The sequence below is a fragment of the Pseudomonas sp. UBA3153 genome, from assembly GCF_002364635.1.
Classification (GTDB): domain Bacteria; phylum Pseudomonadota; class Gammaproteobacteria; order Pseudomonadales; family Pseudomonadaceae; genus Pseudomonas_O; species Pseudomonas_O kuykendallii.
This window is the reverse complement of the sequence record NZ_DEYR01000045.1, coordinates 43904-67289: the sequence shown is the minus strand read 5'-3', so window position 1 is coordinate 67289 and position 23386 is coordinate 43904. Positions and strand designations below refer to the sequence as shown.

Below are 23386 nucleotides of genomic sequence, written 5' to 3'. Positions count from 1 at the left end.
GTCGCGATTACTACTAAGGTCGGCTGTCGCGGCCTAACCGGCGGCTTACAGTAACTTCACCGCAAATCGTCGGTGGAGGATAAAAATAAAATGCACGACCTTGCTTACAAGCGGATCGAACAGAGCCCGCAATTCAAAGAACTGGTGGCCAAGCGCGAGAAGTTCGCCTGGATTCTCTCCGCCATCATGCTCGGCCTCTACGTGGTGTTCATCTTGCTGATCGCCTTCCAGCCGCAGTTGCTGGGCGCCCGCATCAGCCCCGACTCCAGCGTCACCTGGGGCATTCCCATGGGTGTCGGCCTGATCGTCTCGGCCTTCGTGCTCACCGGCATCTACGTGCAGCGCGCCAACGGCGAGTTCGATCGCCTCAACCAAGCCATCCTGGATGAGGTGAAACAATGATCGCGCGCCTGCTTTCCGCCTTCGCCCTGGCCGGCTTCTCTCCGCTGCTCTGGGCCGACGCGCTCACCGGCGATGTACAGCGCCAGCCGCTCAACGTTTCGGCGATCGCCATGTTCGTCGCCTTCGTCGCGCTTACCCTGGGCATCACCTACTGGGCCTCCAAACGCAACACCTCCACCTCTGCCTTCTACACCGCCGGCGGCTCCATCACCGGTTTCCAGAACGGCCTGGCGATCGCCGGCGACTACATGTCGGCGGCATCCTTCCTAGGTATTTCCGCGCTGGTGTTCACCTCCGGCTACGACGGCCTGATCTATTCGATCGGCTTCCTCGTCGGCTGGCCAATCATCCTGTTCCTGATCGCCGAACGCCTGCGTAACCTGGGCAAGTACACCTTCGCCGACGTAGCCTCCTACCGCCTCGGCCAGACCCAGATCCGCACGCTGTCCGCCTGTGGTTCGCTGGTGGTGGTGGCGTTCTACCTGATCGCCCAGATGGTCGGTGCCGGCAAGCTGATCGAGCTGCTGTTCGGCCTCGACTACCACGTCGCCGTGGTCCTGGTGGGTATCCTGATGGTTCTCTACGTGCTCTTCGGCGGCATGCTAGCGACCACCTGGGTACAGATCATCAAGGCCGTGCTGCTGCTCTCCGGCGCCTCCTTCATGGCAATCATGGTGCTCAAGCACGTCAACTTCGACATCAGCACGCTGTTCAGCGAAGCGATCAAGGTGCACCCGAAAGGCGAGGCCATCATGAGCCCCGGCGGCCTGGTGAAGGACCCGATCTCGGCCTTCTCCCTGGGCCTGGCGCTGATGTTCGGTACCGCCGGCCTGCCGCACATCCTCATGCGCTTCTTCACCGTCAGCGACGCCAAGGAAGCCCGCAAGTCGGTGTTCTACGCCACCGGTTTCATCGGCTACTTCTACATCCTGACCTTCATCATCGGCTTCGGCGCGATCCTGCTGGTCAGCACCAACCCGGACTTCAAGGACGCCACCGGCGCGCTGCTGGGCGGTAACAACATGGCGGCGGTTCACCTGGCCAATGCGGTGGGTGGCAGCGTGTTCCTCGGCTTCATCTCGGCGGTGGCCTTCGCCACCATCCTCGCCGTGGTATCGGGTCTGACCCTCGCCGGCGCCTCGGCGGTGTCCCACGACCTGTACGCCAGCGTGTTCCGCAAGGGCCGCGTCAACGACAAGGACGAGATGCGCGTATCGAAGATCACCACGGTTGCCCTCGGCATCCTGGCGATCGGCCTGGGCATCCTGTTCGAGAAACAGAACATCGCCTTCATGGTCGGCCTGGCGTTCTCCATCGCCGCGAGCTGCAACTTCCCCGTGCTGTTGCTCTCGATGTACTGGAAGAACCTCACCACCCGTGGCGCGATGATCGGCGGCTGGCTCGGCCTGATCACCGCGGTGGTACTGATGGTGCTCGGCCCGACGATCTGGGTGCAGATCCTCGGCCACGAGAAAGCCATCTACCCGTACGAGTATCCGGCGCTGTTCTCCATCCTCATCGCCTTCGCCGGGATCTGGTTCTTCTCGGTCACCGACAAGTCGAAAGCCGCGGTTGGCGAACGTGAGCTGTTCTTCCCGCAGTTCGTTCGCTCGCAAACCGGCCTGGGTTCGAGCAGCGCGGCTGCACACTGACCGCCATTTCCTATGGCACCTGGGGCAGCTTCGGCTGCCCTTTTTCATGCCTGCCGGCGGCGAATCGCAGGCACGAAAAAGCCCGCGCGAGGCGGGCTCCTTTCGTTACGGGGCCGGCTATACCTTGCCCAGCAGTACCAGGATCAGCAGGATGATCAGCACGGTGCCGACGATCCCCGAGGGGCCATAACCCCAGCTGCGCGAGTGAGGGAAGACTGGCAGACCGCCGATCAACAGCAGGATCAGGACGATGATCAAAATAGTGCTGATGCCCATGGTGGAACTCCTTATGTAAGAACGGTGCTCGAGGCGTGCACCCGGCAGCGTCGAGCTTTTGACGACGCTTATCTGATCCGACTGTCGCGGCGCGGGAAAAATTCACCCGAAGCGCGATGATCCGCATCCCATCCCCTTTGCAGAGCCTTCGTGGAGTCGCCGATGGCCTACCGCTTCGCCGCCGATGCGCTGCTGGTACTGCATCTGGCGTTCATTCTCTTCGTGCTGCTCGGCGGCCTGCTCGCGCTGCGCTGGCGCTGGATGCCGTGGCTGCATCTGCCGGCGGCGGGTTGGGGCGCGGCGGTCGAGCTGCTGCACCTGTATTGCCCGCTGACACCCTGGGAAAACCGCCTGCGCCGCGCCGCCGGAGAGGTCGGCTACCCGGGCGATTTCATCGAGCACTACCTGCTTCGGCTGATTTATCCGGAGGGCCTGACCGTCCAGGCGCAGCTGTGGATGGGTGCCCTGGTGGTGCTGCTCAACCTGGCGGTCTACGCACATTGGCTGCGGCGCCAACGCTGAATCGTCGCTGCGTCTGAGCACCCATTCAGCAGCCTGATGGTTGGCCGGAGGGCGGTTTGCCTTCGCTACACTGCGGCCATTCACGACGAACAACAAGAAGGCAGAAACCCCATGCAGACACGCATCATGATCACCGGCGCCGGTTCCGGTCTGGGCCGCGAAATGGCTTTGCGCTGGGCGCGCGAGGGCAGCCAGCTGGCGCTTTCCGACGTCAACGAAGCGGGCCTGGCGGAAACCCTGAAGCTGGTACGCGAGGCCGGTGGCGATGGCTTCACCCAGCGCTGCGACGTGCGCGACTACAGCCAGCTCACGGCGTTCGCCCAGGCCTGCGAAGAGCGTCTGGACGGCATCGACATCATCGTCAACAACGCCGGCGTGGCGTCCGGCGGGTTCTTCAGCGAGCTGTCGCTGGAGGACTGGGAATGGCAGATCTCGATCAACCTGATGGGCGTGGTCAAGGGCTGCAAGGCGTTCCTGCCGCTGCTCGAGCGCAGCCAGGGCCGGATCGTCAACATCGCCTCGATGGCGGCGCTGATGCAGGGGCCGGCCATGAGCAACTACAACGTCGCCAAGGCCGGTGTGGTGGCGTTGTCAGAGAGCCTGCTGATCGAGCTGAAACAGCAGGGCATCGGTGTGCACGTGGTCTGCCCGTCGTTCTTCCAGACCAACCTGCTGGATTCCTTCCGCGGCCCGACGCCGGCGATGAAGGCGCAGGTCGGCAAGCTGCTGGAGGGTTCGCCGATCAGTGCCGCCGAGATCGCCGATTACATCTACCAGGAGATCGCCAAGGGCGAATTCATGATCCTGCCGCACGAGATGGGCCGCATGGCCTGGGCGCTCAAGCAGAAAAACCCGCAGGCCCTTTACACGGAAATGGCCGGCATGGCGGAGAAGATGCGCGCCAAGGCCCAGCGCGGCTGAAAGCGGCCGGGCGGCTTCGTCGGATGCCCGGCGAGCCGCTTTCGGCCGGTCACGGCGTTGCCGCCGGACTCCCGGCGAGCGCTTCTCCGAGCGCCGTCGCTGTGTTAGAAGGCAGCCTGGTTTTTTCGGAGTAACGGCGTGGAGTCCGAATCCATCGTCTATGGCTGTATCCGCGACTGGCCGACGGTCAGTTCGCAGGAGTGCGCCGAGCGCCGCGCGAACAACCGTGCGGTGCTCGCCTCATTGCCGGCCGAGGGCTGGAGCTTTCTCGGCCGCGACCTGTTCAACTGCTGCGAACAGCCCGGCGATGGGCTCTATCGAACACAGGTAATCCACTTCGGTGCCAGCTATCCGGCAGTGGAGTACGAGTGGTCGATCTGGATCGAGCAGTTCGAGGCGCTGCTGCGGCGCCTGTACTGGGTCAGCGCGGTGGTTCACCTGGAAACCGAACTCAACGGCACCCACACCTTCCGCTGGGAATCCGAAAGCGGCCTGCACAGCCCGCACGACAGCGACCTGCGCATGCGCTGCGCCTGGGAGCGCGAGGGCGGTACGCTGGGCTAGGCGCGGCGCCCGCCGCTACGGCTCAATCGAGCCATTCGCGCGGCACCTGTTCCTTGAGCAGCAACTGGCACTGCTGGCTTTCCGGCTCGAAGACGATCACCGCGCGGCCTTTCTCCAGCGCCCTGCGCGCACGTTCGATACGGGTTTCCAGCGGCGTCTCGTCGCCGTTGTCGGTGCCCTCGCGGGTGACGAAGTCTTCCAGCAGGCGGGTGAGGGTGTCGCTTTGCAGTTGGTCGTGGGGGATGAGCATCGGTGGTCTCCTGGCGCCGGCATGCTACCGCGCCGGCCTGGAGTGGTCATCCGTGCCATCGACGACCGGCGCAGCGGCCGGCGTAGGCCGTGGCAGGTAGCGCTCCAGCGTGGCGTAGAGCAGCAGGCTGTCCAGTGGCTTGCCGAGGAAGTCGTCCATGCCCACGGCCGCGCCCTGCTGGCGGTGTTCCTCGAGAATGTGCGCGGTCAGCGCGATGATCGGCACCGGCGGCAGGTCCTGCTCGCGTTCGAGCTGGCGAATCCGCCGGGTCGCCTCGAAGCCGTCCATTTCCGGCATCTCGCAGTCCATCAGGATCGCCTGCACGCCGCGTGGGAAGTGACGGTATTCCTCCACGGCGGCAACGCCGTTGGACACCAGCCTGATCCGGTAGCCGCGCTTGCGCAGGAAACCTTGCACGACCAGCTGGTTGACCGCGTTGTCCTCGGCCACCAGCACGCAGGGCGCATCGCCGAGCGCCTGTCGTGGCGCCGGAGCCGCTTCGGGCGGAAGTTCCTCGGTACGGTCATAGACCTTAAGCAGCGCCTCGCGCAGCGGCTTCACCGAGATCGGCTGGGCCAGCGCGAAGAGCTTCAGCACCTGGCTGGCCGGCACCCGCTGGCATTGCTCCGGCGGGCACAGCAGCAGGACCCGCTGGCCGGGTGCCAGGAAGCTGCGCAGGCTGTCCAGCCAGTATTCGGCACTGCCCGGCCAGGGCGCCATCAATACCAGCAACTGCGGGCTCGGCGCGCTTTCGAGGCGTTCCAGCAGGTGTTCCGGGCTCCGGCAGTGTTCGGTATGGATGCCCCAGCGCTGCAGCAGATGGCCGACGGTTTCCAGCGCCGTGGCGTCCAGCGAGGCGAGCAGCGCGTGCTGGCCTTCGAGCAGGTCCCGCAGCTCGTCGGTATCGGGCTCGGCCTGCAACGGGATGTCGAAGGTGAAGCGGGTGCCCTGGCCGAGCTTGCTCTGCGCCTCGATGCGACCGCCCATCATCTCCACCAGCTCCTTGCTGATCGCCAGGCCCAGGCCGCTGCCGCCGTAGCGGCGGGTGGTGCTGGAGTCGCCCTGGGCGAAGGACTGGAACAGAGTGTTGAGCACTTCGCGGCGCATGCCGATGCCACTGTCGCTGACGCTGAATACCAGCTGCTCCTGGCCGCGCGCATCGGTGCGCCGGGTCACGCCGAGCGCGACGTGGCCTTCGGCGGTGAACTTGATCGCGTTCCCCAGCAGGTTCATCAGCACCTGCTTGAGGCGCGTCGGGTCGCCCTTGATCCGCTGCGGCACGCCGCCCTCCAGGCTCACGTGCAGGCGCAGGCGCTTTTCCATGGCCTGGGCGGTGAACAGGCTCAGGGTGTCGGAGACCAGTTCCTCGAGGTCGAAGGAAATGTTCTCCAGGGCCAGCTTGCCGGATTCGATGCGCGCGTAATCGAGGATGTCGTTGATCACCGCCATCAGCGCCGTGCCGGAACTGGCGATGGTTTCCACGTAGAAGCGCTGGCTGCGGTCCAGGCTGGTTTCCTTGAGCAGTTGCAGCATGCCCAGCACGCCGTTCAGCGGGGTGCGGATCTCGTGGCTCATGGTGGCGAGGAAACGGCTCTTGGCCTTGTTCTCGATCACCGCCTGCTCGGCCGTCTGGCGGGAGAGGAAGCCTTCCTCCTTGAGCAGGTTGATGCGGTCGGCGAGGCCGATGGACAGCGTGATGAGCTCGACGGTGACGCCGATCTTCACGGCGGTGGCGCCGTAGATGCCGAACACCTCCAGGCCCAGCGAGCCCGTGGTGGCCTGGATGAACGTCAGCAGCAGGACGCCCCAGGCCAGCATGTAGTAGGAGCCATAGCGCAGCCCGGCATTCCACACGTAGATGCCGGCCAGCAGCGAGAAGAAGGACACCGTCAGCACCGTCAGGCTGGCGAGGATGGTCCAGGCCATCATCCCGATCAGCGGCTCAGAGCAGAGGCACACCACGGTACCCAGCATGAGCAGCTGCAGCGCGCGGTCCATGCGCGGGAAGTGCTGCCGGGTGTGCAGGAAGTGCCGGCTGAACTGCAGGGCGAACAGGCAGTGGCTGTACATCAGGGCGTAGATGCCCAGCGCCTCCAGCTCGAGCCAGTCCGGCAGCATCTGGAACATCAGGCCGTCGAAGCTGGCGGCGAACAGGCCGATGTTGACGTTGTACATCAGGTACCAGAAGTACGCCGGCTCGCGCAGCGACAGGTAGAGGAACAGGTTGTAGCAGAACATCGCGAATAGCACGCCGTAGAAGGCGCCGTTGAAGCCCATGGCGACTTCCTGCGCCGACGCGCTGGCGGCGTGTGTGGCGAAGAACAGCGGCACGAACGCCGTGCTGGTGGTTTGCACGCGCACCAGCAGCACGCTGTCGCCGGACGGCACACGGGTGGGAAACCAGAAGTTGCGCACCGGCACCGGGCGCTCGCCGAACGGATGCGTGTCGCCGCCGGCCTGCCGGGTCAGCGTCCCGTCCGGCGCGATCAGGTACAGCTGGATGTCGTCGAGGAGCGGGTAGTTGACCTCGATGAAGCCGTCCAGCGCGTGCGGCCGGCTGTTGCGCAGGTCCACCTTCAGCCACCAGGTCGAACGGCTCTTGCCCATGTTGGGATAAACGCCGGGGGCGGGCCGGAACAGGCGGTCTTCGATCCGCCGCACCTGTTCGATATCGAGCAGGCCTTCGGGGTCTTCCAGAATGCCCACGTAGGGGCCCAGGGACAGGCGCAGTTCGTCCTGATCCAGAGGCGCCACCGGCATCGCGCAAACCCCTCCGGCAAACAGAAACACCAACAGCAACAAGCAGATGCGAGGCATCGTGACCTCAAAGATTAAAGCTCCGTGGCGGCACTGTGCCCGGATGCTGCAGGGGGTTCAAGGGGCGCCGGACGCGGCGTGCCGACTAGTGGCGCTGCTCCGGCAGCATTCGCTCCAGCAGGCCATCGCGGCGAACGGCGACGTGCCAGACGGTGGCGGCCACGTGCAGGATGATCAGCCCGTACACGGCGAACTGCCCCCACACGTGCAGGGTATTGGCCAGTTTCCCCAGCGCTTCGTTCTTCTCGAAGCCGGGCAGCGAGATCACCCGGAAGAACGGCACGTCCTGGCCGTTGCCGGCCATCAGGTAGCCGGTGACCGGCATCGCCAGCAGCACGGCGTAGAGTAGCCCGTGATTGAGCCCCGCGATCAGCCGCATCAGGCGCCGCGTGCCGGCGGGGTAGGCCGGCGCTCGGTGCCGCCAGCGCCAGGTCAGGCGCAGCAGGATCAACAGGAACACCGAGATGCCCATGGATTCGTGGGCCATGTACCAGAACGTGCGGATCGGCCCCGGAGGGAAGTTCTCGGCCACCCAGACGAAGGGCAGCACGAAGCAGAGTGCCGCGGCGGTGAGCCAGTGCAGCGCCTGGGCCAGCCCGGTGTAACGCTCGATGCTCACGCGTGGAAACCTCTTGTTGTGTGTTGGCGCCAGCGCCTGGCGCTTAGGCAGCCGACGGCGCGCTTGGTTCTGCGGCGCGCGGCCCGGCGTTGCCCGGTAGAATGGCGCGATGGCGTTTTCACGGGATGCGACGGTGGATTTACAGCAGGGCTTCGTTCTGACCCGGCACTGGCAGGACACGCCCGCGGGCACCCAGGTGGAGTTCTGGCTGGCGACCGACCACGGCCCGCGGCGCCTGCGTCTGCCGCTGCAGACCTCGGTGGCCTTCGTGCCCGCCGAACAGCGCGCGCGGGTGGAACTGCTGCTGCAAGGTGAGCGCGACGTCGAGTTGCGTGCGCTGGAACTCTGCGACTTCCAGCATCGCCCGGTGCTCGGGCTGTACTGCCGTCAGCATCGCCAACTGATTCAGCTGGAGAAGCGCCTGCGTGGCGCCGGCCTGGACGTCTACGAAGCCGACATCCGGCCACCGGAGCGCTACCTGATGGAGCGCTTCATCACCGCGCCCGTGCAGTTCGCCGGCACGCCCGACGCCGACGGGGTGCTCCTCGACGCCGTGCTGAAACCGGCCCCGGGCTATCGTCCGCACCTGCGCCTGGTATCGCTGGACATCGAGACCACCGAGCGCGGCGAACTCTATTCCATCGCCCTGGAAGGCTGCGGCCAGCGCCAGGTGTACATGCTCGGGCCGGCCAACGGCGATTCCGCCGGGCTGGACTTCCCGCTGGAGTACTGCGACAGCCGCGCGCAGTTGCTGGAGCGCCTCAACGGCTGGATGGCGCGGCACGACCCGGACGCGATCATCGGCTGGAACCTGGTGCAGTTCGACCTGCGCGTGCTGCACGAACACTCGCAGCGGCTCAAGGTGCCGCTGCTGCTGGGGCGCGGCGGCCAGCCGATGGAGTGGCGCGAGCACGGCAGCAAGCAGCACTTCTTCGCGGCCGCCGCCGGCCGGCTGATCATCGACGGCATCGAGGCGTTGCGCTCGGCGACCTGGAGCTTCCCCTCGTTCAGCCTGGAGAACGTCGCGCAGACCCTGCTCGGCGAGGGCAAGGCGATCAGCACGCCGTACCAGCGCATGGACGAGATCAACCGGATGTTCGCCGAGGACAAACCGGCGCTGGCGCACTACAACCTCAAGGATTGCGAGCTGGTCACGCGGATCTTCGCCAGGACCGAACTGCTCACCTTCCTCCTCGAACGCGCCAGCGTCACCGGCCTGCCGGCGGACCGCAGCGGCGGCTCGGTGGCCGCGTTCGGCCACCTGTACCTGCCGGCCATGCACCGCCAGGGCTTCGTCGCACCTAACCTCGGCGAGCGCCCGCCGGAGGCGAGCCCCGGCGGCTTCGTCATGGACTCGCGTCCGGGGCTCTACGAGTCGGTGCTGGTGCTGGACTACAAGAGCCTCTACCCGTCGATCATCCGCAGCTTCCTGATCGATCCGGTCGGGCTGGTGGATGGCCTGCGCCACCAGAGCGACGCCGACTCGGTGCCAGGCTTTCGCGGCGCACGCTTCTCGCGCACGAGGCACTGCCTACCGGCCATCGTCGCGCGCGTCGCCGAAGGGCGCGAGGCGGCCAAGCGCGACGGCAACAAACCCTTGTCACAGGCGCTGAAGATCATCATGAACGCCTTCTACGGCGTGCTCGGTTCCAGCGGTTGCCGCTTCTTCGACCCGCGCCTGGCTTCGTCGATCACCCTGCGCGGGCACGAGATCATGCGCCGCACCCGCGCGCTGATCGAAGCCGAAGGCCAGGTGGTGATCTACGGCGACACCGACTCCACCTTCGTCTGGCTCGGTCGCGAACACGACGAAGACGAGGCCGCACGCATCGGCCGCGCGCTGGTGGCGCGGGTCAACGACTGGTGGCGGGCGCACCTGCGCGACGAATACGGCCTGGAAAGCGCGCTGGAGCTGCAGTTCGAGACGCACTTCCGACGCTTCCTGATGCCGACCATCCGCGGCGCGGAGGAGGGCAGCAAGAAGCGCTACGCCGGCCTGGTGCGGCGTGCCGACGGCAGCGAGGAAATGGTCTACAAGGGCCTGGAGACTGTGCGCACCGACTGGTCGCCGCTGGCCCAGCGCTTCCAGCAGGAACTCTACCTGCGCATCTTCAACCGCCAGCCGTACCAGGATTATGTGCGCGACTACGTGCGCCGTACCTTGGCCGGCGAGCTGGACGAGCTGCTGGTCTATCGCAAGCGCCTGCGTCGGCGGCTCGACGACTACCAGCGCAACGTCCCGCCGCAGGTGCGCGCGGCGCGCCTGGCCGACGAGCACAACGACCGGCAGGGCCGCCCGCGGCAATACCAGCGTGGCGGCTGGATCAGCTACGTGATCACCCTCGCCGGGCCGGAGCCGCTCGAAGCGCGCCGCACGCCGATCGACTACGACCACTACGTGACCCGTCAGCTGCAACCGGTGGCGGACGCCATCCTGCCGTTCGTGGACGACAGCTTCACCGCGTTGGTGGATGGGCAGATGGGGTTGTTCTAGCGCCCGTCGGCTGACCTCGCCCGTAGGGTGGGCTTCAGCCCACGCGATATAGGGCTGCGTGTGGCAGCGGTGGGCTGAAGCCCACCCTACGGGGGAAGACCGGGGAGTCGGCAAGGCGCTCGCAAACAGCGGTAGGGTGGGCTTCAGCCCACGCGATACGGGGCCGCGTGTAGCAATGGTGGGCTAAAGCCCACCCTACGAGGGGAACACCGGGGAGTCGGCAAGGCGCTCGCAAACATCGGTAGGGTGGGCTTCAGCCCACGCGATACGGGGCTGCGTATGGCAGTGGTGGGCTAAAGCCCACCCTACGGGGGAAGACCGGGGAGTCGGCAAGGCGCTCGTAAACAGCGGTAGGGTGGGCTTCAGCCCACGCGATGCGGGGCTGCGTGTGGCGTTGGTGGGCTGAAGCCCACCCTACGGGGGAGCACTGGTGAGTCGGCAAGGCGCCCGCAAACAGCGGTAGGGTGGGCTTCAGCCCACGCGATACGGGGCTGCGTGTGGCATTGGTGGGCTGAAGCCCACCCTACGGGGGAAGACCGGGGAGTCGGCAAGGCACTCGCAAACAGCGGTAGGGTGGGCTTCAGCCCACGCGATACAGGGCCGCGTGTGGCAGTGGTGGGCTGAAGCCCACCCTACGGGGAGCACCGGTGAGTCGGCGACGCGCGCGTGAAGTTTCCGGGGCGCTACGGCTTGTCGCCGACCACGTCTTCCAGTGCCGGCACGCGCGTCTCCGGTTCCAGTTGCACGTCCTCGCCGATCTGGTGGCTGAAGCGCTCCAGCGAGGCCTTTTCCGGGTGTGCGTCGCTGGCGAATACCGGCGGGCTGAGCAGGTAGGCGCAGATCAGCCTGCCGAGGGCCAGCAGGCTGTCGATATGCGTGCGCTCATAGCCGTGGGTGGCATCGCAGCCGAAGGCGAGCAGAGCGGTGCGGATGTCGTGGCCGGCGGTGATCGCCGACTGCGCATCGCTGTGGTAGTAGCGGAACAGGTCGCGGCGCACCGGGATCTCGTGGCGGTCGGCCAGCCGCAGCAGGTGCCGCGACAAGTGATAGTCGTAAGGGCCGCCGGAGTCCTGCATGGCCACGGTCACCGCCCGTTCGCTGGATTGCTGGCCGGCGGCCACCGGGGCGATGTCGATGCCGACGAATTCGCTGACGTCGAAGTTCAGCGCGGCGGCGGCGCCGGAGCCGGTTTCCTCGGTGATGGTGAACAGCGGGTGGCAGTCGATCGGCGGCTCCAGGCCGCTGTCAACGATGGCCTTGAGCGACGCCAGGAGCACCGCCACACCGGCCTTGTCGTCCAGGTGGCGGGCGCTGATATGGCCGCTCTCGGTGAACTCCGGCAACGGGTCGAAGGCCACGAAATCACCGATGGAGACGCCCAGCGCGCGGGTTTCCTCCAGGGAGTCGGTCAGCGCATCGAGGCGCAACTCGACGTGCTCCCAACTGACCGGCAACTGGTCGACGGCGGTGTTGAAGGCATGCCCCGAGGCCATCAGCGGCAGCACGCTGCCGCGCAGCACGCCGCGGTCGGTGAACACGCTGACCCGGCTGCCCTCGGCGAAGCGGCTCGACCAGCAGCCCACCGCGGCGAGCGCCAGGCGACCGTTGGCGTGGATTTCCCGCACGCTGGCGCCGATGGTGTCGAGGTGCGCGGAGATGGCCCGGTCCGGGCTGTAGCGGCGTCCCTTGAGCGTCGCGCGGATGGTGCCGCGGCGGGTCAGCTCGTAGGGAATGCCGAGCTCGTTGAGGCGCTCGGCGACGTAGCGGACGATGGTGTCGGTGAACCCGGTGGGGCTGGGAATGGCGAGCATTTCCAGCAGGACCTTCTGCATGTACTGCATGTCCGGTTCGGGCAGTCTTGCGGTCATGGTGTTCTCCCTTACGGCTGGGCGGCGAGGGCGCACGGGCCGGTTTGGCAGGGTGCGGCTTACAGCTATTCCGACCCGGAAGGTGCGGAATCATTCAGCCGAATCGAATCCGAGGTGAGGGGCTGTCGTGGCTGGCCTGGCAATCCCTCGCCAGGCGGGGCTCTAGATCTTGCTCAGCGGAAACAGCAGGTCGACGAAGCGTTCGGCAGTGGGCTGCGGCTCATGGTTGGCCAGGCCCGCGCGTTCGTTGGCCTCGATGAACACGTACTCCGGCTGGTCGGCGGCCTTGACCATCAGGTCGAGACCCACCATCGGGATGTCCAGCGCACGGGCCGCGCGCACGGCGGCGTCGACCAGGGTCGGGTGCAGTTGCGCGGTGACATCCTCGAGAATTCCGCCGGTATGCAGGTTGGCGGTGCGCCTCACCGCCAGTTGCATGCCTTCGCCCAGAACCGTGTCGTAGTCGTGGCCGGCCGCACGCAGGGTGCGCTCGGTTTCGTCGTCCAGCGGAATCTTGCTCTCGCCGTGGGTGGCGGCCTGGCGCCGGCGGCTCTGGCTCTGGATCAGCTTGCGGATGCTGCTGCGGCCGTCTCCGATCACCGTGGCCGGGCGGCGGATGGCAGCGGCGACCACCTCGAAGCCGATCACCAGGATGCGCAGGTCATGGCCTTCGTGGAAGCTCTCCAGCAGCACGCGGCTGTCAAACTGGCGCGCGGCCTCGATGGCGGCTTGCAGCTCCTCGACGGTACGCAGATCGACTGCGACGCCCTGGCCCTGTTCGCCGTCCACCGGCTTCACCACCACGCTGCCGTGGGCTTCGAGGAAGGCGGCGTTGTCCTCGTCGCTGCCGGCGAGCTGCTGCGTCGGCAGCGACAGGCCGGCGCGGCGCAGGTAGCTGTTGGTCAGGCGCTTGTCCTGGCACAGCGTCATGCTCACCGCGCTGGTGAGGTCCGAGAGCGACTCGCGGCAGCGCACCTTGCGGCCGCCGTGGACCAGGGTGAAGAGCCCGGCGGGCGCATCGTCGACCTGCACCTCGATGCCGCGGCGCAGCGCTTCGTCGACGATGATCCGCGCGTAGGGATTGAACTCCACGTCCGGACCGGGGCCGAGGAACAGCGTCTGGTTGATGCCGTTGCGGCACTTCACTGCGAAGGTCGACAGCGTGCGGAAGCCGAGCTTGGCGTAGAGCGCCTTGGCCTGACGGTTGTCGTGCAGCACCGAGAGGTCGAGGTAGGCCAGCCCGCGCGACAGGTAATGTTCGATCAGATGACGCACCAGCGCCTCCCCGACGCCCGGCCGGCTGCACTGCGGATCGACCGCCAGGCACCACAGGCTGGAGCCGTTTTCCGGATCGGCGAACGCTTCCTGGTGGTTCAGGCCCATCACCGTGCCCAGCGCCGTGCCGGTATCGCTGTCCTCGGCGAGCCAGTACACCGGGCCACCTTCCTCGCGCGGGGTGATCTTCTGCGGGTCGACCTGGAGCATGCCGCGGCTCTGGTAGAGACGATTGACCGAGGCCCAGTCGCTGGCGCTCTGGGCGCGGCGCAGGTGGAAGCCGCGGAAGGGCCGGCGGGCCGGGCGGTAGTCGGAGAACCAGATGCGCAGGGTGTCGGAGGGGTCGAGGAACAGTTGCTGCGGTGCCTGCGCCAGCACCTGTTGCGGGGCGGCGACGTAGAGGGCGATGTCGCGCTCGCCGGTCTTCTCGGCGAGCAGGTCGCGCGCCAGGTGCGCCGGGTCGGGATAGGTGTGGCCGATCAGCAGCCGGCCCCAGCCGCACTGCAGGGCGACCGGGCCTCCGGGTCCGTCGAGGCCGTCCTCCGCGCGCTGCGCCTGCAGGCGTTCGTAGGACGGTGCCTGGCCGCGCAGCAGACGCTGGCCGTAGGCTTGTGACTTTTGCATGAAGCCTCCTGAAAACCGCGGCGCGCAGCGTGCCGCGGGGAAATCGTTTGCGCAGCGCCGGTCTCGCGGGCACGCTCATCCGGGCCGCGGGCCGAATGCCAGCGGTGCTACAGGCCTTGCTGGGTCAGCCAAAGGTTGAGTGCCGCCAGTTGCCAAAGTTTCGAACCGCGCAGCGGGGTGAGCTGGCCCTGCGGGTCGCTGAGCAGGCGGTCGATCATCTGCGGGTTGAACAGGCCGCGGTCCTGGCTCGGGTCGAGCAGCAGGTCACGCACCCAGCCGAGCGTCGCGCCCTGCAGGTGCTTGAGTCCCGGCACCGGGAAATAGCCCTTGGGCCGGTCGATCACCTCGGCGGGAATCACCCGCCGCGCGGCTTCCTTGAGAACGTGCTTGCCGCCGTCGGGCAGCTTGAATTTCCCTGGGATGCGCGCGGACAGTTCCGCCACCCGGTAGTCGAGGAAGGGCGTGCGCGCCTCCAGGCCCCAGGCCATGGTCATGTTGTCGACGCGCTTCACCGGGTCGTCCACCAGCATCACCGTGCTGTCCAGGCGCAACGCCTTGTCCACCGCCGCGCTGGCGCCGGGCTGGGCGAAATGCTGGCGCACAAAATCGCCGGAATGGTCGTCGCCGACCCATTTGTCCTGCACGGTATCGGCGTACTCGGCGAAGTCGCGATCGCGGAACGCCTGCAGATACGCCGCCACCGGGTCGGCGGCGCCATCCACCTGCGGATACCAGTGATAGCCGGCGAACAGCTCGTCCGCGCCCTGGCCGCTCTGCACCACCTTGCAGTGCTTGGCGACCTCGCGGGAGAGCAGATAGAACGCGATGCAGTCGTGGCTGACCATCGGCTCGCTCATCGCGGCGAAGGCGGCCGGCAGTTGCTCGATGATTTCCTTCTCGTCGATGCGCAACTGGTTGTGGCGCGTGCCGTAGTGCTTGGCGATCAGGTCGGAATAGTGGAACTCGTCGCCGCGCTCGCCGCCGGCATCCTCGAAGCCGATGGAGAAGGTCAGCAGGTTGTCCGCCGCGCCGGCTTCGCGCAGCAGGCCCACCAGCAGGCTCGAATCGACGCCGCCGGAGAGCAGCACGCCAACGTCCACCGCGGCGCGCTGACGAATCGCCACCGCCTCGCGCAGGGTATCCAGCGTGCGCGTCTGCCAGTCCTCGAAGCTCAGCGCCGCTTCCTCGGCTGTCTGCCCGTACTCCAGCGTCCACCAGGTCTTCTGCTCGCTGCGGCCATCGGCCTCGACGCGCAGCCAGGTGGCCGGCGGCAGTTTCTCGATACCGGCGATCAGCGTATGCGGCGCCGGCACCACGGCGTGGAAGCTCATGTAGTGGTTGAGCGCGATGGGGTTGATGATCTTGGCGATGTCGCCGCCCTGCAGCAGCGCCGGCAGGGTCGAGGCGAAACGCAGGCGCTCGCCGGTACGCGACAGGTACAGCGGCTTGACGCCGAGGCGGTCGCGGGCGAGGAACAGCCGGCCGGAGTCGCGCTCCCAGATGGCAAAGGCGAACATGCCGTTGAGCTTCGGCAGCAGCGCCTCGCCCCAGGCGTGGTAGCCCTTGAGCAGCACCTCGGTATCGCCTTCGGAGAAGAACGTGTAACCCAGCGCCTGCAACTCGGCGCGCAGCTCCGGATAGTTGTAGATGGCGCCGTTGAAGACCATCGACAGGCCCAGCGACGGGTCGACCATCGGCTGTCCCGAGGCGGCTTCCAGATCCATGATCTTCAGCCGCCGGTGGCCGAGGCCCAGCGGGCCTTCGCTGTGGAAGCCACAGGCATCGGGGCCGCGATCGGCGAGGTGTTGGGTGATGCGCTCGACGGCTGCCAAGTCGCTCGGGCGCTTATCGAAGCGCAGCTCTCCTGCTATTCCGCACATGATCCTTACCGGTTCTCCGTTGGGGTGTGGGTGTGTTTGTTTCGCGGCGTTGATATCGCGAATCAGAACTAGTGACCGATTTCAGGTCAAAGTAGTTCTATGCATTCATCGATAGGTGTTCACGGAAGAAGACGGCCAGGAAAGTTATGACCGAAACTAATAAAAACCTCAGCGATACCTACGCGCTATCCGTTTTTCAGGCCCTGCGGCGGCTGCAGCAGTCGGCCGAAGTGCACGCCAAGCGGCTCTCGCGTTACGGCGGACTGACTCCTCTCCAGTTGTTGATCCTGCAGGTGCTGGCCGTGGAGAAGGAACTCACGGCGAGCCAGCTGGCGCGCTTCGTCAGCCTCTCGCCGGCCTCGCTGTCCGGCGTGCTGGAGCGCCTCGAAGGCCGCGGCATGCTCTCCCGCCGCCGCGACGAGCAGGACCGCCGCAAGCAGTGGCTGGTCCTCGGCGAGGCCGGCCGCGAAGCCCTCGGCGAAGCCCCGCCACTGCTCCCCGACCACGTCCTGCAGCGCTTCGCCAGCCTCCCTGAATGGGAACGCCATGCGCTGCTGGCCGGCTTGCTGCGGGCGGCTGAGCTGTTCGAGATGCCCGAGCAGGTGAACGGCGCGGGTTGATCGGCGCGGGGCGCTGGCGGTTCGTGGGATGGGTTGAGCGCATCGCGCCCTGAAAGATCGCCGTTCGCTCTGGGTCGTATCGACCCACCCACGCTCGCCTCTTCAGTGGGCCAAGCGGCGATGGCGCGAGTGAACCCCGGCGCAGCGTCGTAGGATGGGTTGAGCCCGCGATACCCATCGCCTTCACCCTCGGGTGCTCACCCTTTGCCGCGTACCCGCTTCCTCAACATGAACCGGTTCGGGTGGCAGGCCTCGGCCACCTCGCGCGGCAGCGGCAGCGGTTCGTCGTCCAGCCAGGCGGCGAGCAGTTCGCCGGACAGGGGCGCGGTGAGCACGCCGCGCGAGCCGTGGGCGGCGTTGATGTAGAGGCCGTCGAGCCAGGGGCAGGGCGTGTCCGGTACCTGGCGGGCGTCCTTGGCGAGCACCGCGTAGGCCTCGGCGAAGGCCGGCGCATCCGCCAGCGGGCCGACCATCGGCAGGTAGTCAGGGCTGGTGCAGCGAAATGCGGCGCGGCCCTGCAACTGGTGCGGGTCGAGCCGCGCGGCATCCAGGCGCGCGGCCAGGTCCGGGGAGATCTCTTCGAGCATGCGCAGGTTGCCGGCATGATCGGCGGCGGTCGGCGTCAGGTCCGGGTCATCGAAACCGAAGCTCGCGCCCAGCGTGTGTTCCTCGCCGCGCGCCGGGGCGATGTAACCCTCGGCGCAGAGCACCGTGCGTAGCGCCTGGCTGGGCGCGGTGGCGGGAATCTGGCTGATCTGTCCGCGGATGCGCTTGAGCGGCAGCTCGGCGGCGACCGGGAAACGCTGGATGTCCGCAGCGCCGGCCAGCACCACGACCTCCGCTTCCGCCAGCAGCCCGTTCTCGGCGAAGACCTTCCAGCGGCCGCTTTCGCGTTCCAGGCGCAGCGCTTCGCTATGGCTGAGCAGACGGATGTTCGGATGATCGATCAGCGCGCGACACAGCGCCGGCGGATGCGCCCAGCCGGCCTCGGGGAAGAACAGCCCGCCGGCGGGAAGGCCGACACCCGCCAGCGCTTCGGCTTCCTCGCGCGGCAGCAGGCGCAGCAGGCTGTGCGGGAACGCCTCGGCGAGGCGCTGCTGGCGCGCGGCTTCGGCGGCGTCGAAGGCGATCTGCAGCACACCGCACGGCTCCCAGTAGCGACCGCGCTCGACCTGCTCCAGCAGCCGGCGGGTGTGGCCGAAGCTGCTCACCACCAGTTGCGAGAGGGCGGTGCCGTGCGCGGAGAGCTTGAGGTAGAGCACGCCCTGCGGGTTGCCCGAACCTTCCTGGGCGACCTCGGCATGCCGCTCGATCAGCGTCACCCGCCAGCCGCGCGCGGCGAGGCTGGCGGCGCTGGCACAACCGGCGAGGCCGGCGCCGATCACCAGCGCCTCTCGGGTCTGCGGGCGCCAGCACGGGCGGGCGAACCAGGGCCTGGCGCTGTCCTGCGGCTGGCCGTCGTAGTGCCCTGCGAGCATCTCGCGCTTGTGGCCGAAGCCCTTGACCTTGGCCATGGCGAAGCCGGCCTCGTTCAAGCCGCGGCGGACGAAACCGGCGCAGGTGAAGGTCGCCAGGCTCGCGCCGGCGGCGGACAGGCGGGCGAGCTGGGCGAAGAGTTCTGCGGTCCACATCTGCGGGTTCTTAGCCGGTGAGAAACCGTCGAGGAACCAGGCGTCGATGCGTGCGTCCAGTTGCGGCAGGCAGTCCAGCACGTCACCGATCAACAGCGTCAGCACCACGCGGCCGCCGGCGAAGCTCAGGCGCTGGAAGCCGGGATGGATGCCGACGTACTGCGCCAGCAACGGTTCCGCCCAGGGCGCCAGCTCCGGCCACAGGGCCAGTGCGCGGGCGAGGTCCTCATGCGCGAGCGGGTAGCGCTCGACGCTGACGAAATGCAGGCGCGCCTCGGCGTTCGCGCAGGCATCGAACAACTGCCAGGCACAGAGAAAATTCAGCCCGGTGCCGAAGCCGGTCTCGCCGATGCACAGGCGCCCGCCCGCCGGCAGCGCGGCGAAGCGTTCGGCCAGCGCGTTGTGGGCGAGGAACACGTGGCGGGTTTCTTCCAGGCCGCTGGCGCGGGAGAAGTAGACATCGCCGAATTCGCGGGACAGCGGCTGGCCCTGGTCGTCCCAGTCGAGCTGGGCTTGGGGAGTGTCGTTCATGCGGTTACCTGGCAGCGGGGCGCGCATTGTAGCCGCTACGGCCCGCCGCGCCGCGGACGGCTTATCGACGCAGCGGCAAATCCGTTAGGCTGGGTTGGGACAGAGGAGACACAGATGTTCGAATCGGCGGAAATCGGCCACAGCATCGGCCGCAAGGAGTACGAGGAAGCGCTGCCGGCGCTGCTCGAAGGGCTGCTGGATGCGCAGTACGCACTCAAGGAGCAGGCGCGTTTCCCGGTGATCGTACTGATCAATGGCATCGAGGGCGCGGGCAAGGGCGAGACGGTCAAACTGCTCAACGAATGGATGGACCCGCGGCTGATCCAGGTGGAAACCTTCGACGTGCAGACCGACGAGGAACTCGCCCGGCCGCCGGAATGGCGCTACTGGCGGCGCCTGCCGCCGAAGGGACGGACCGGCGTGTTCTTCGGCAACTGGTACAGCCAGATGCTGCAGGCGCGGGTCGCCGGCGAGATCAAGGATGCCGGGCTGGAGCAGGCCATCGACGCCGCGCAGCGCTTCGAACGGATGCTCTGCGACGAGGGCGCGCTGATCTTCAAGTTCTGGTTTCACCTCTCCAAGAAACAGATGAAGACCCGCCTCAAGGCCCTCGCCGAGGACCCGCTGCGCAGTTGGCGGATCACCCCGCTGGACTGGCAGCAGTCGAAGACCTACGACAAGTTCGTCCGCCACGGCGAGCACATGTTGCGCCAGACCAGCCGCGACTATGCGCCCTGGTACATCATCGAAGGCAACGACCAGAACTACCGCGCGCTGACCGTGGGCCGGTTGCTGCTCGAGGGCCTGCAGGCCGCGTTGCGTGCGCCCGCCATCAAGGTCGAGCAGCCGCATGCGGCGACCATCGGCGCCAACCTCGAAGAGCACCAGTTGCTGGCGAGCCTGAACATGCGCCAGATGCTGGAGAATGAGCACTACCAGCGCCAGTTGACCCTGGAGCAGGCGCGCCTGGCCAGGCTGATGCGCCACAAGCGAATGCGCCGGCACGCGCTGATCGCCGCCTTCGAGGGCAACGATGCAGCGGGCAAGGGCGGCGCGATCCGCCGTGTCGCCGCCGCGCTCGACCCGCGCCAGTACCACATCGTGCCGATTGCCGCGCCCACCGAAGAGGAGCGCGCACAGCCCTACCTGTGGCGCTTCTGGCGGCACATTCCGCCCCGCGGCAAGTTCACCATCTTCGACCGTTCGTGGTACGGCCGCGTGCTGGTGGAGCGCATCGAGGGCCTGTGCAGCCCGGCGGACTGGCTGCGCGCCTACGGCGAGATCAACGATTTCGAGGAAACCCTGGTGCGCAACGGCGTGGTGCTGGTGAAGTTCTGGCTGGCCATCGACAAGGACACCCAGCTGGCGCGCTTCGAGGAGCGAGAGAAGATCCCGCACAAGCGCTTCAAGATCGGCCCGGAAGACTGGCGCAACCGCGAGAAGTGGGCGCAGTACAGCGACGCCGTCGGCGACATGGTCGACCGCACCAGCACCCAGCTGGCGCCCTGGACGCTGGTGGAGGCCAACGACAAGCGCTTCGCCAGGATCAAGGTGCTGCGCACCCTCAACGACGCGCTGGCGGCGGTGCTCGACAAGGATTGACGCGTCGAAACCCGGGGGATGCCGGCGCATACGCCGGATGAATGATCGTCGCCGCGGCCCGGCGGCGGTCCTATTCTCGGCCACCTCATCGAACAAGAATCCGAGGTGTGCCATGCGTGAAGTAGTCATCGTCGACAGCCTGCGGACTGGCCTTGCCAAGTCCTTTCGCGGCAAATTCAACCAGACCCGTCCCGACGACATGGCGGCGCATTGCGTGAATGCGCTGCTGGCGCGCACCGGCATCGACCCGGCGCTGATCGACGACTGCGTGGTCGGCGCCGGCTCCAACGAAGGTGCCCAGGGCTACAACATCGGTCGCAACGTCGCCGTGCTGTCGAAGCTCGGCAAGGACGTCGCCGGCATGACCCTCAACCGCTACTGCTCCTCGGGCCTGCAGGCCATCGCCATCGCCGCCAACCAGATCGCTTCCGGCTGCAGCGACGCCATCGTCGCCGGTGGCGTCGAGTCGATCAGCCTGACGCTGAAGAGCGTCAACACCGATCACCTGTACAACCCGCTGATCCAGGAGAACCTGCCCGGCATCTACTACCCGATGGGGCAGACCGCCGAGATCGTCGCGCGCCGCTATGGCGTCAGCCGCGAGGCGCAGGACCGTTACGCCCTGCAGAGCCAGCAGCGCACCGCGCGGGCGCAGGCGGAAGGGCTGTTCGACGACGAGATCGTGCCGATGAACGTGCGCTACCAGGTCGAGGACAAGGCCAGCGGCGAGAAGAAGATGGTCGACGGCGTGGTCGATCGCGATGACTGCAACCGCCCGGACACCACCTACGAAAGCCTCGCCGCGCTCAAGCCGGTGTTCGCCGAGGACGGCTCGGTCACCGCCGGCAACGCCTCGCAGCTTTCCGACGGCGCCTCCATGACCCTGGTGATGAGCCTGGACAAGGCACTGGAGCTGGGCCTCAAGCCCAGGGCGTTCTTCCGCGGCTTCACCGTCGCCGGCTGCGAACCGGACGAAATGGGCATCGGCCCGGTGTTCTCGGTGCCCAAGCTGCTCAAGGCGCGCGGCCTGTCCATCGACGACATCGACCTCTGGGAGCTCAACGAAGCCTTCGCCTCGCAATGCCTCTACGCCCGCGACCGCCTGGGCATCGATAACGAGAAGTACAACGTCAACGGCGGCTCGATCTCCATCGGCCATCCCTTCGGCATGACCGGCTCGCGCCAGGTCGGCCACCTGATCCGCGAACTGCAACGCCGCTCGCTGCGCTACGGCATCGTCACCATGTGCGTAGGCGGCGGAATGGGCGCAACGGGGCTGTTCGAAGCGGTGCGCTGAAGGCACCTACGGGGATCGATACGCCGGGCTACGGCGTATCGGTCGATCTGGTGGTTGTTTCAATGTCCGCGTGACCGTGGGGTGGAAAACCGCGAAGCGTTTTCCACCGGCTCGGATGCGTGGCGTTCCGCGGCAAAGGGCTCAGAAGCCGCCGTCGATATCCGTCACCCCGATCAGCTTGTGGTTGACGAACTCCTTGAGGCCCAGACCGATCAGTTCGCGGCCGTAGCCGGAACGGCGCACGCCGCCGAACGGCAGGTCCGCCTTCACCGCGGTCGGATGGTTGATGTAGACCATGCCGGTGGAGATCTGCCGGGCCACTGCCTTGCCGCGCTGGATGTCGCGGGTGAACACCGAACCTCCCAGGCCGAAGGGCGAGTCGTTGGCGATGGCGATCGCCTCGGCTTAGTCGCGGGCCTTGAAGATCAGCGAAACCGGGCCGAAGAATTCCTCGTAGTACGCCGGGTTTTCCGGGGTCAGGCCGGTGAGCATGACCGGCCGCACGAAGGCGCCCTGCGCCGGGACTTCGGCACCGATCAGGCTGACGGTGGCGCCGTGCGCGACGGCCTGTTCCACCTGGCGACGCACGTCATCGGCAGCGCCCTGGGAGGACAGCGGCGCCAGGCTGGTCTGCGCGTCCATCGGATCGCCGGCCTTCAGCGCGGCCACGCCGGCGTGGTACTTGTCGAGGAAAGCGTCGTAGATCGACTCCAGCAGGATGATGCGCTTGGACGAGCAGCACACCTGGCCGGCGTTCCAGTGGCGACCGAACACCGCCCACTTCACCGCCTTGTCGAGGTCGGCATCGTCGAGCACGATGAAGGCGTCGGCGCCGCCAGCTCCATGGTCGACTTCTTCAGCGCCTTGCCGGCCTGCGCCGCCACCAACGCCCCGGCCGCTTCCGACCCGGTCAGCGCCACGCCGTGCACGCGCGGGTCGTTGAGGATGGCTTCGATCTGCCCGCGGGTCGCGTACAGGTTGGTGAAGCCGCCTTCGGGCAGCCCGGCCTCGCGCATCAGCCGCTCGAACAGCGCGGCGCATTGCGGCACGTTGGAGGCATGCTTGAGGACCACCACGTTACCCACCGCCAGCTGCGGGGCGATGATCCGGGCGATCTGGTAGTAAGGGAAGTTCCACGGCTCGATGGCCAGGATGATCCCCAGCGGCTCGTGCACCAGCTGCGCCTCGAGCACCGCCGGGTCCTTCGATGGCAGCGCTTCGGGGGCCAGCAGCGCTTCGGCGTTCTCCACGTAGTACTCGAAGATCGCCGCCGACAGCTCCACCTCGGCCTGTGCCTCGCTGAACAGCTTGCCCATTTCCAGGGTCAGCAACCGCGCATAGCCCTGGGCATCCGCGCGCAGCAGGTCGGCGGCCTTCTGCAGCACCGCCAGGCGGGCCGCGATGGGCTGCTCGCGCCAGTTCAGGAAAGTCGCCTGAGCGACGTCCAGCGCGGCGCCGACTTCGGCATCCGTCGCGTCGGGAAAGGTGGCCAGTGTTTCACCGGTGTAGGGGTTGGTCGTTGCGTAAGCCATGCGTGTTTC

17 protein-coding genes and 1 pseudogene are annotated in these 23386 nt (G+C 67.1%); 9 read left to right on the top strand and 9 right to left on the bottom strand.

Annotation, left to right across the window (positions count from 1 at the left end; all coding sequences use genetic code 11):
• Positions 1-90 precede the first annotated feature (90 nt).
• Together B2X67_RS11370 and B2X67_RS11365 are read left to right on the top strand one after the other, a co-directional pair.
• Positions 91-402: a DUF485 domain-containing protein gene (locus tag B2X67_RS11370; RefSeq protein WP_090230291.1), complete on the top strand. Its 312-nt coding sequence runs from the start codon at positions 91-93 to the stop codon at positions 400-402.
• Positions 399-2054 (top strand): cation acetate symporter, encoded by a 1656-nt coding sequence (locus B2X67_RS11365; protein WP_273228907.1) that lies wholly within the window; start codon positions 399-401, stop codon positions 2052-2054. The genes B2X67_RS11370 and B2X67_RS11365 overlap by 4 nt, the downstream gene beginning before the upstream one ends.
• Positions 2055-2171: 117 nt before the next feature.
• Here the strand turns inward: B2X67_RS11365 and B2X67_RS11360 are convergent, their stop codons facing one another.
• Complete coding sequence (locus tag B2X67_RS11360; protein WP_090230285.1) at positions 2172-2330, bottom strand: DUF3309 family protein; 159 nt, start codon at positions 2328-2330, stop codon at positions 2172-2174.
• 162 nt (positions 2331-2492) lie between these two features.
• On the opposite strand from B2X67_RS11360, the gene B2X67_RS11355 reads away from it, so the two are divergent.
• The 3 genes from B2X67_RS11355 (at position 2493) to B2X67_RS11345 (ending at position 4337) form a co-directional block, all read left to right on the top strand.
• Positions 2493-2852: a DUF2784 domain-containing protein gene (locus tag B2X67_RS11355; RefSeq protein WP_273228905.1), complete on the top strand. Its 360-nt coding sequence runs from the start codon at positions 2493-2495 to the stop codon at positions 2850-2852.
• A 111-nt stretch (positions 2853-2963) separates the two neighbouring features.
• Complete coding sequence (locus B2X67_RS11350) at positions 2964-3773, top strand: SDR family oxidoreductase (RefSeq protein WP_286785553.1); 810 nt, start codon at positions 2964-2966, stop codon at positions 3771-3773.
• Between the two features lie 138 nt (positions 3774-3911).
• Entirely contained in the window at positions 3912-4337 is a 426-nt protein-coding gene (locus B2X67_RS11345; RefSeq protein WP_273228900.1) for a hypothetical protein, read from the top strand.
• 22 nt (positions 4338-4359) lie between these two features.
• Here the strand turns inward: B2X67_RS11345 and B2X67_RS11340 are convergent, their stop codons facing one another.
• The 3 genes from B2X67_RS11340 to B2X67_RS11330 form a co-directional block, all read right to left on the bottom strand.
• Positions 4360-4587, bottom strand: coding sequence for a YheU family protein (locus B2X67_RS11340; protein ID WP_273228898.1), 228 nt, complete (start codon positions 4585-4587; stop codon positions 4360-4362).
• Between the two features lie 24 nt (positions 4588-4611).
• A complete protein-coding gene (locus tag B2X67_RS11335) occupies positions 4612-7404 on the bottom strand; it encodes a hybrid sensor histidine kinase/response regulator (RefSeq protein WP_286785552.1) in 2793 nt (930 codons plus the stop codon).
• An 85-nt stretch (positions 7405-7489) separates the two neighbouring features.
• Positions 7490-8023 (bottom strand): cytochrome b, encoded by a 534-nt coding sequence (locus B2X67_RS11330; RefSeq protein ID WP_273228894.1) that lies wholly within the window; start codon positions 8021-8023, stop codon positions 7490-7492.
• Between the two features lie 133 nt (positions 8024-8156).
• On the opposite strand from B2X67_RS11330, the gene B2X67_RS11325 reads away from it, so the two are divergent.
• Positions 8157-10517 carry a DNA polymerase II gene (locus tag B2X67_RS11325; RefSeq protein WP_286785551.1) on the top strand — a complete coding sequence of 787 codons (2361 nt, stop codon included), beginning with the start codon at positions 8157-8159 and terminating at the stop codon, positions 10515-10517.
• 683 nt (positions 10518-11200) lie between these two features.
• On the opposite strand, the gene B2X67_RS11320 is transcribed toward B2X67_RS11325, so the two are convergent.
• The 3 genes from B2X67_RS11320 to B2X67_RS11310 all read right to left on the bottom strand — a co-directional run bounded on the left by B2X67_RS11320 (position 11201) and on the right by B2X67_RS11310 (position 16164).
• Positions 11201-12385, bottom strand: a complete 1185-nt coding sequence (locus B2X67_RS11320; RefSeq protein WP_286785550.1) for an osmoprotectant NAGGN system M42 family peptidase — start codon at positions 12383-12385, stop codon at positions 11201-11203.
• Positions 12386-12547: 162 nt separating this feature from the next.
• Positions 12548-14284: an N-acetylglutaminylglutamine synthetase gene (gene ngg, locus B2X67_RS11315; protein ID WP_273228889.1), complete on the bottom strand. Its 1737-nt coding sequence runs from the start codon at positions 14282-14284 to the stop codon at positions 12548-12550.
• A gap of 107 nt (positions 14285-14391) precedes the next feature.
• Entirely contained in the window at positions 14392-16164 is a 1773-nt protein-coding gene (locus B2X67_RS11310; RefSeq protein ID WP_286785549.1) for an N-acetylglutaminylglutamine amidotransferase, read from the bottom strand.
• A gap of 146 nt (positions 16165-16310) precedes the next feature.
• On the opposite strand from B2X67_RS11310, the gene B2X67_RS11305 reads away from it, so the two are divergent.
• Positions 16311-16784 (top strand): MarR family winged helix-turn-helix transcriptional regulator, encoded by a 474-nt coding sequence (locus tag B2X67_RS11305; protein WP_286785548.1) that lies wholly within the window; start codon positions 16311-16313, stop codon positions 16782-16784.
• A gap of 197 nt (positions 16785-16981) precedes the next feature.
• On the opposite strand, the gene mnmC is transcribed toward B2X67_RS11305, so the two are convergent.
• Positions 16982-18946 (bottom strand): bifunctional tRNA (5-methylaminomethyl-2-thiouridine)(34)-methyltransferase MnmD/FAD-dependent 5-carboxymethylaminomethyl-2-thiouridine(34) oxidoreductase MnmC, encoded by a 1965-nt coding sequence (gene mnmC / locus B2X67_RS11300; RefSeq protein ID WP_286785547.1) that lies wholly within the window; start codon positions 18944-18946, stop codon positions 16982-16984.
• A gap of 114 nt (positions 18947-19060) precedes the next feature.
• Here mnmC and pap point away from each other — a divergent pair, with 114 nt between their 5' ends.
• Positions 19061-20548, top strand: a complete 1488-nt coding sequence (pap, locus tag B2X67_RS11295; RefSeq protein ID WP_273228881.1) for a polyphosphate:AMP phosphotransferase — start codon at positions 19061-19063, stop codon at positions 20546-20548.
• A 112-nt stretch (positions 20549-20660) separates the two neighbouring features.
• Positions 20661-21845, top strand: a complete 1185-nt coding sequence (locus B2X67_RS11290) for a thiolase family protein (RefSeq protein ID WP_286785546.1) — start codon at positions 20661-20663, stop codon at positions 21843-21845.
• Between the two features lie 141 nt (positions 21846-21986).
• On the opposite strand, the pseudogene B2X67_RS11285 reads toward B2X67_RS11290, so the two are convergent.
• A pseudogene (locus B2X67_RS11285) lies at positions 21987-23377 on the bottom strand (NAD-dependent succinate-semialdehyde dehydrogenase).
• Between the last annotated feature and the right edge of the window lie 9 nt (positions 23378-23386).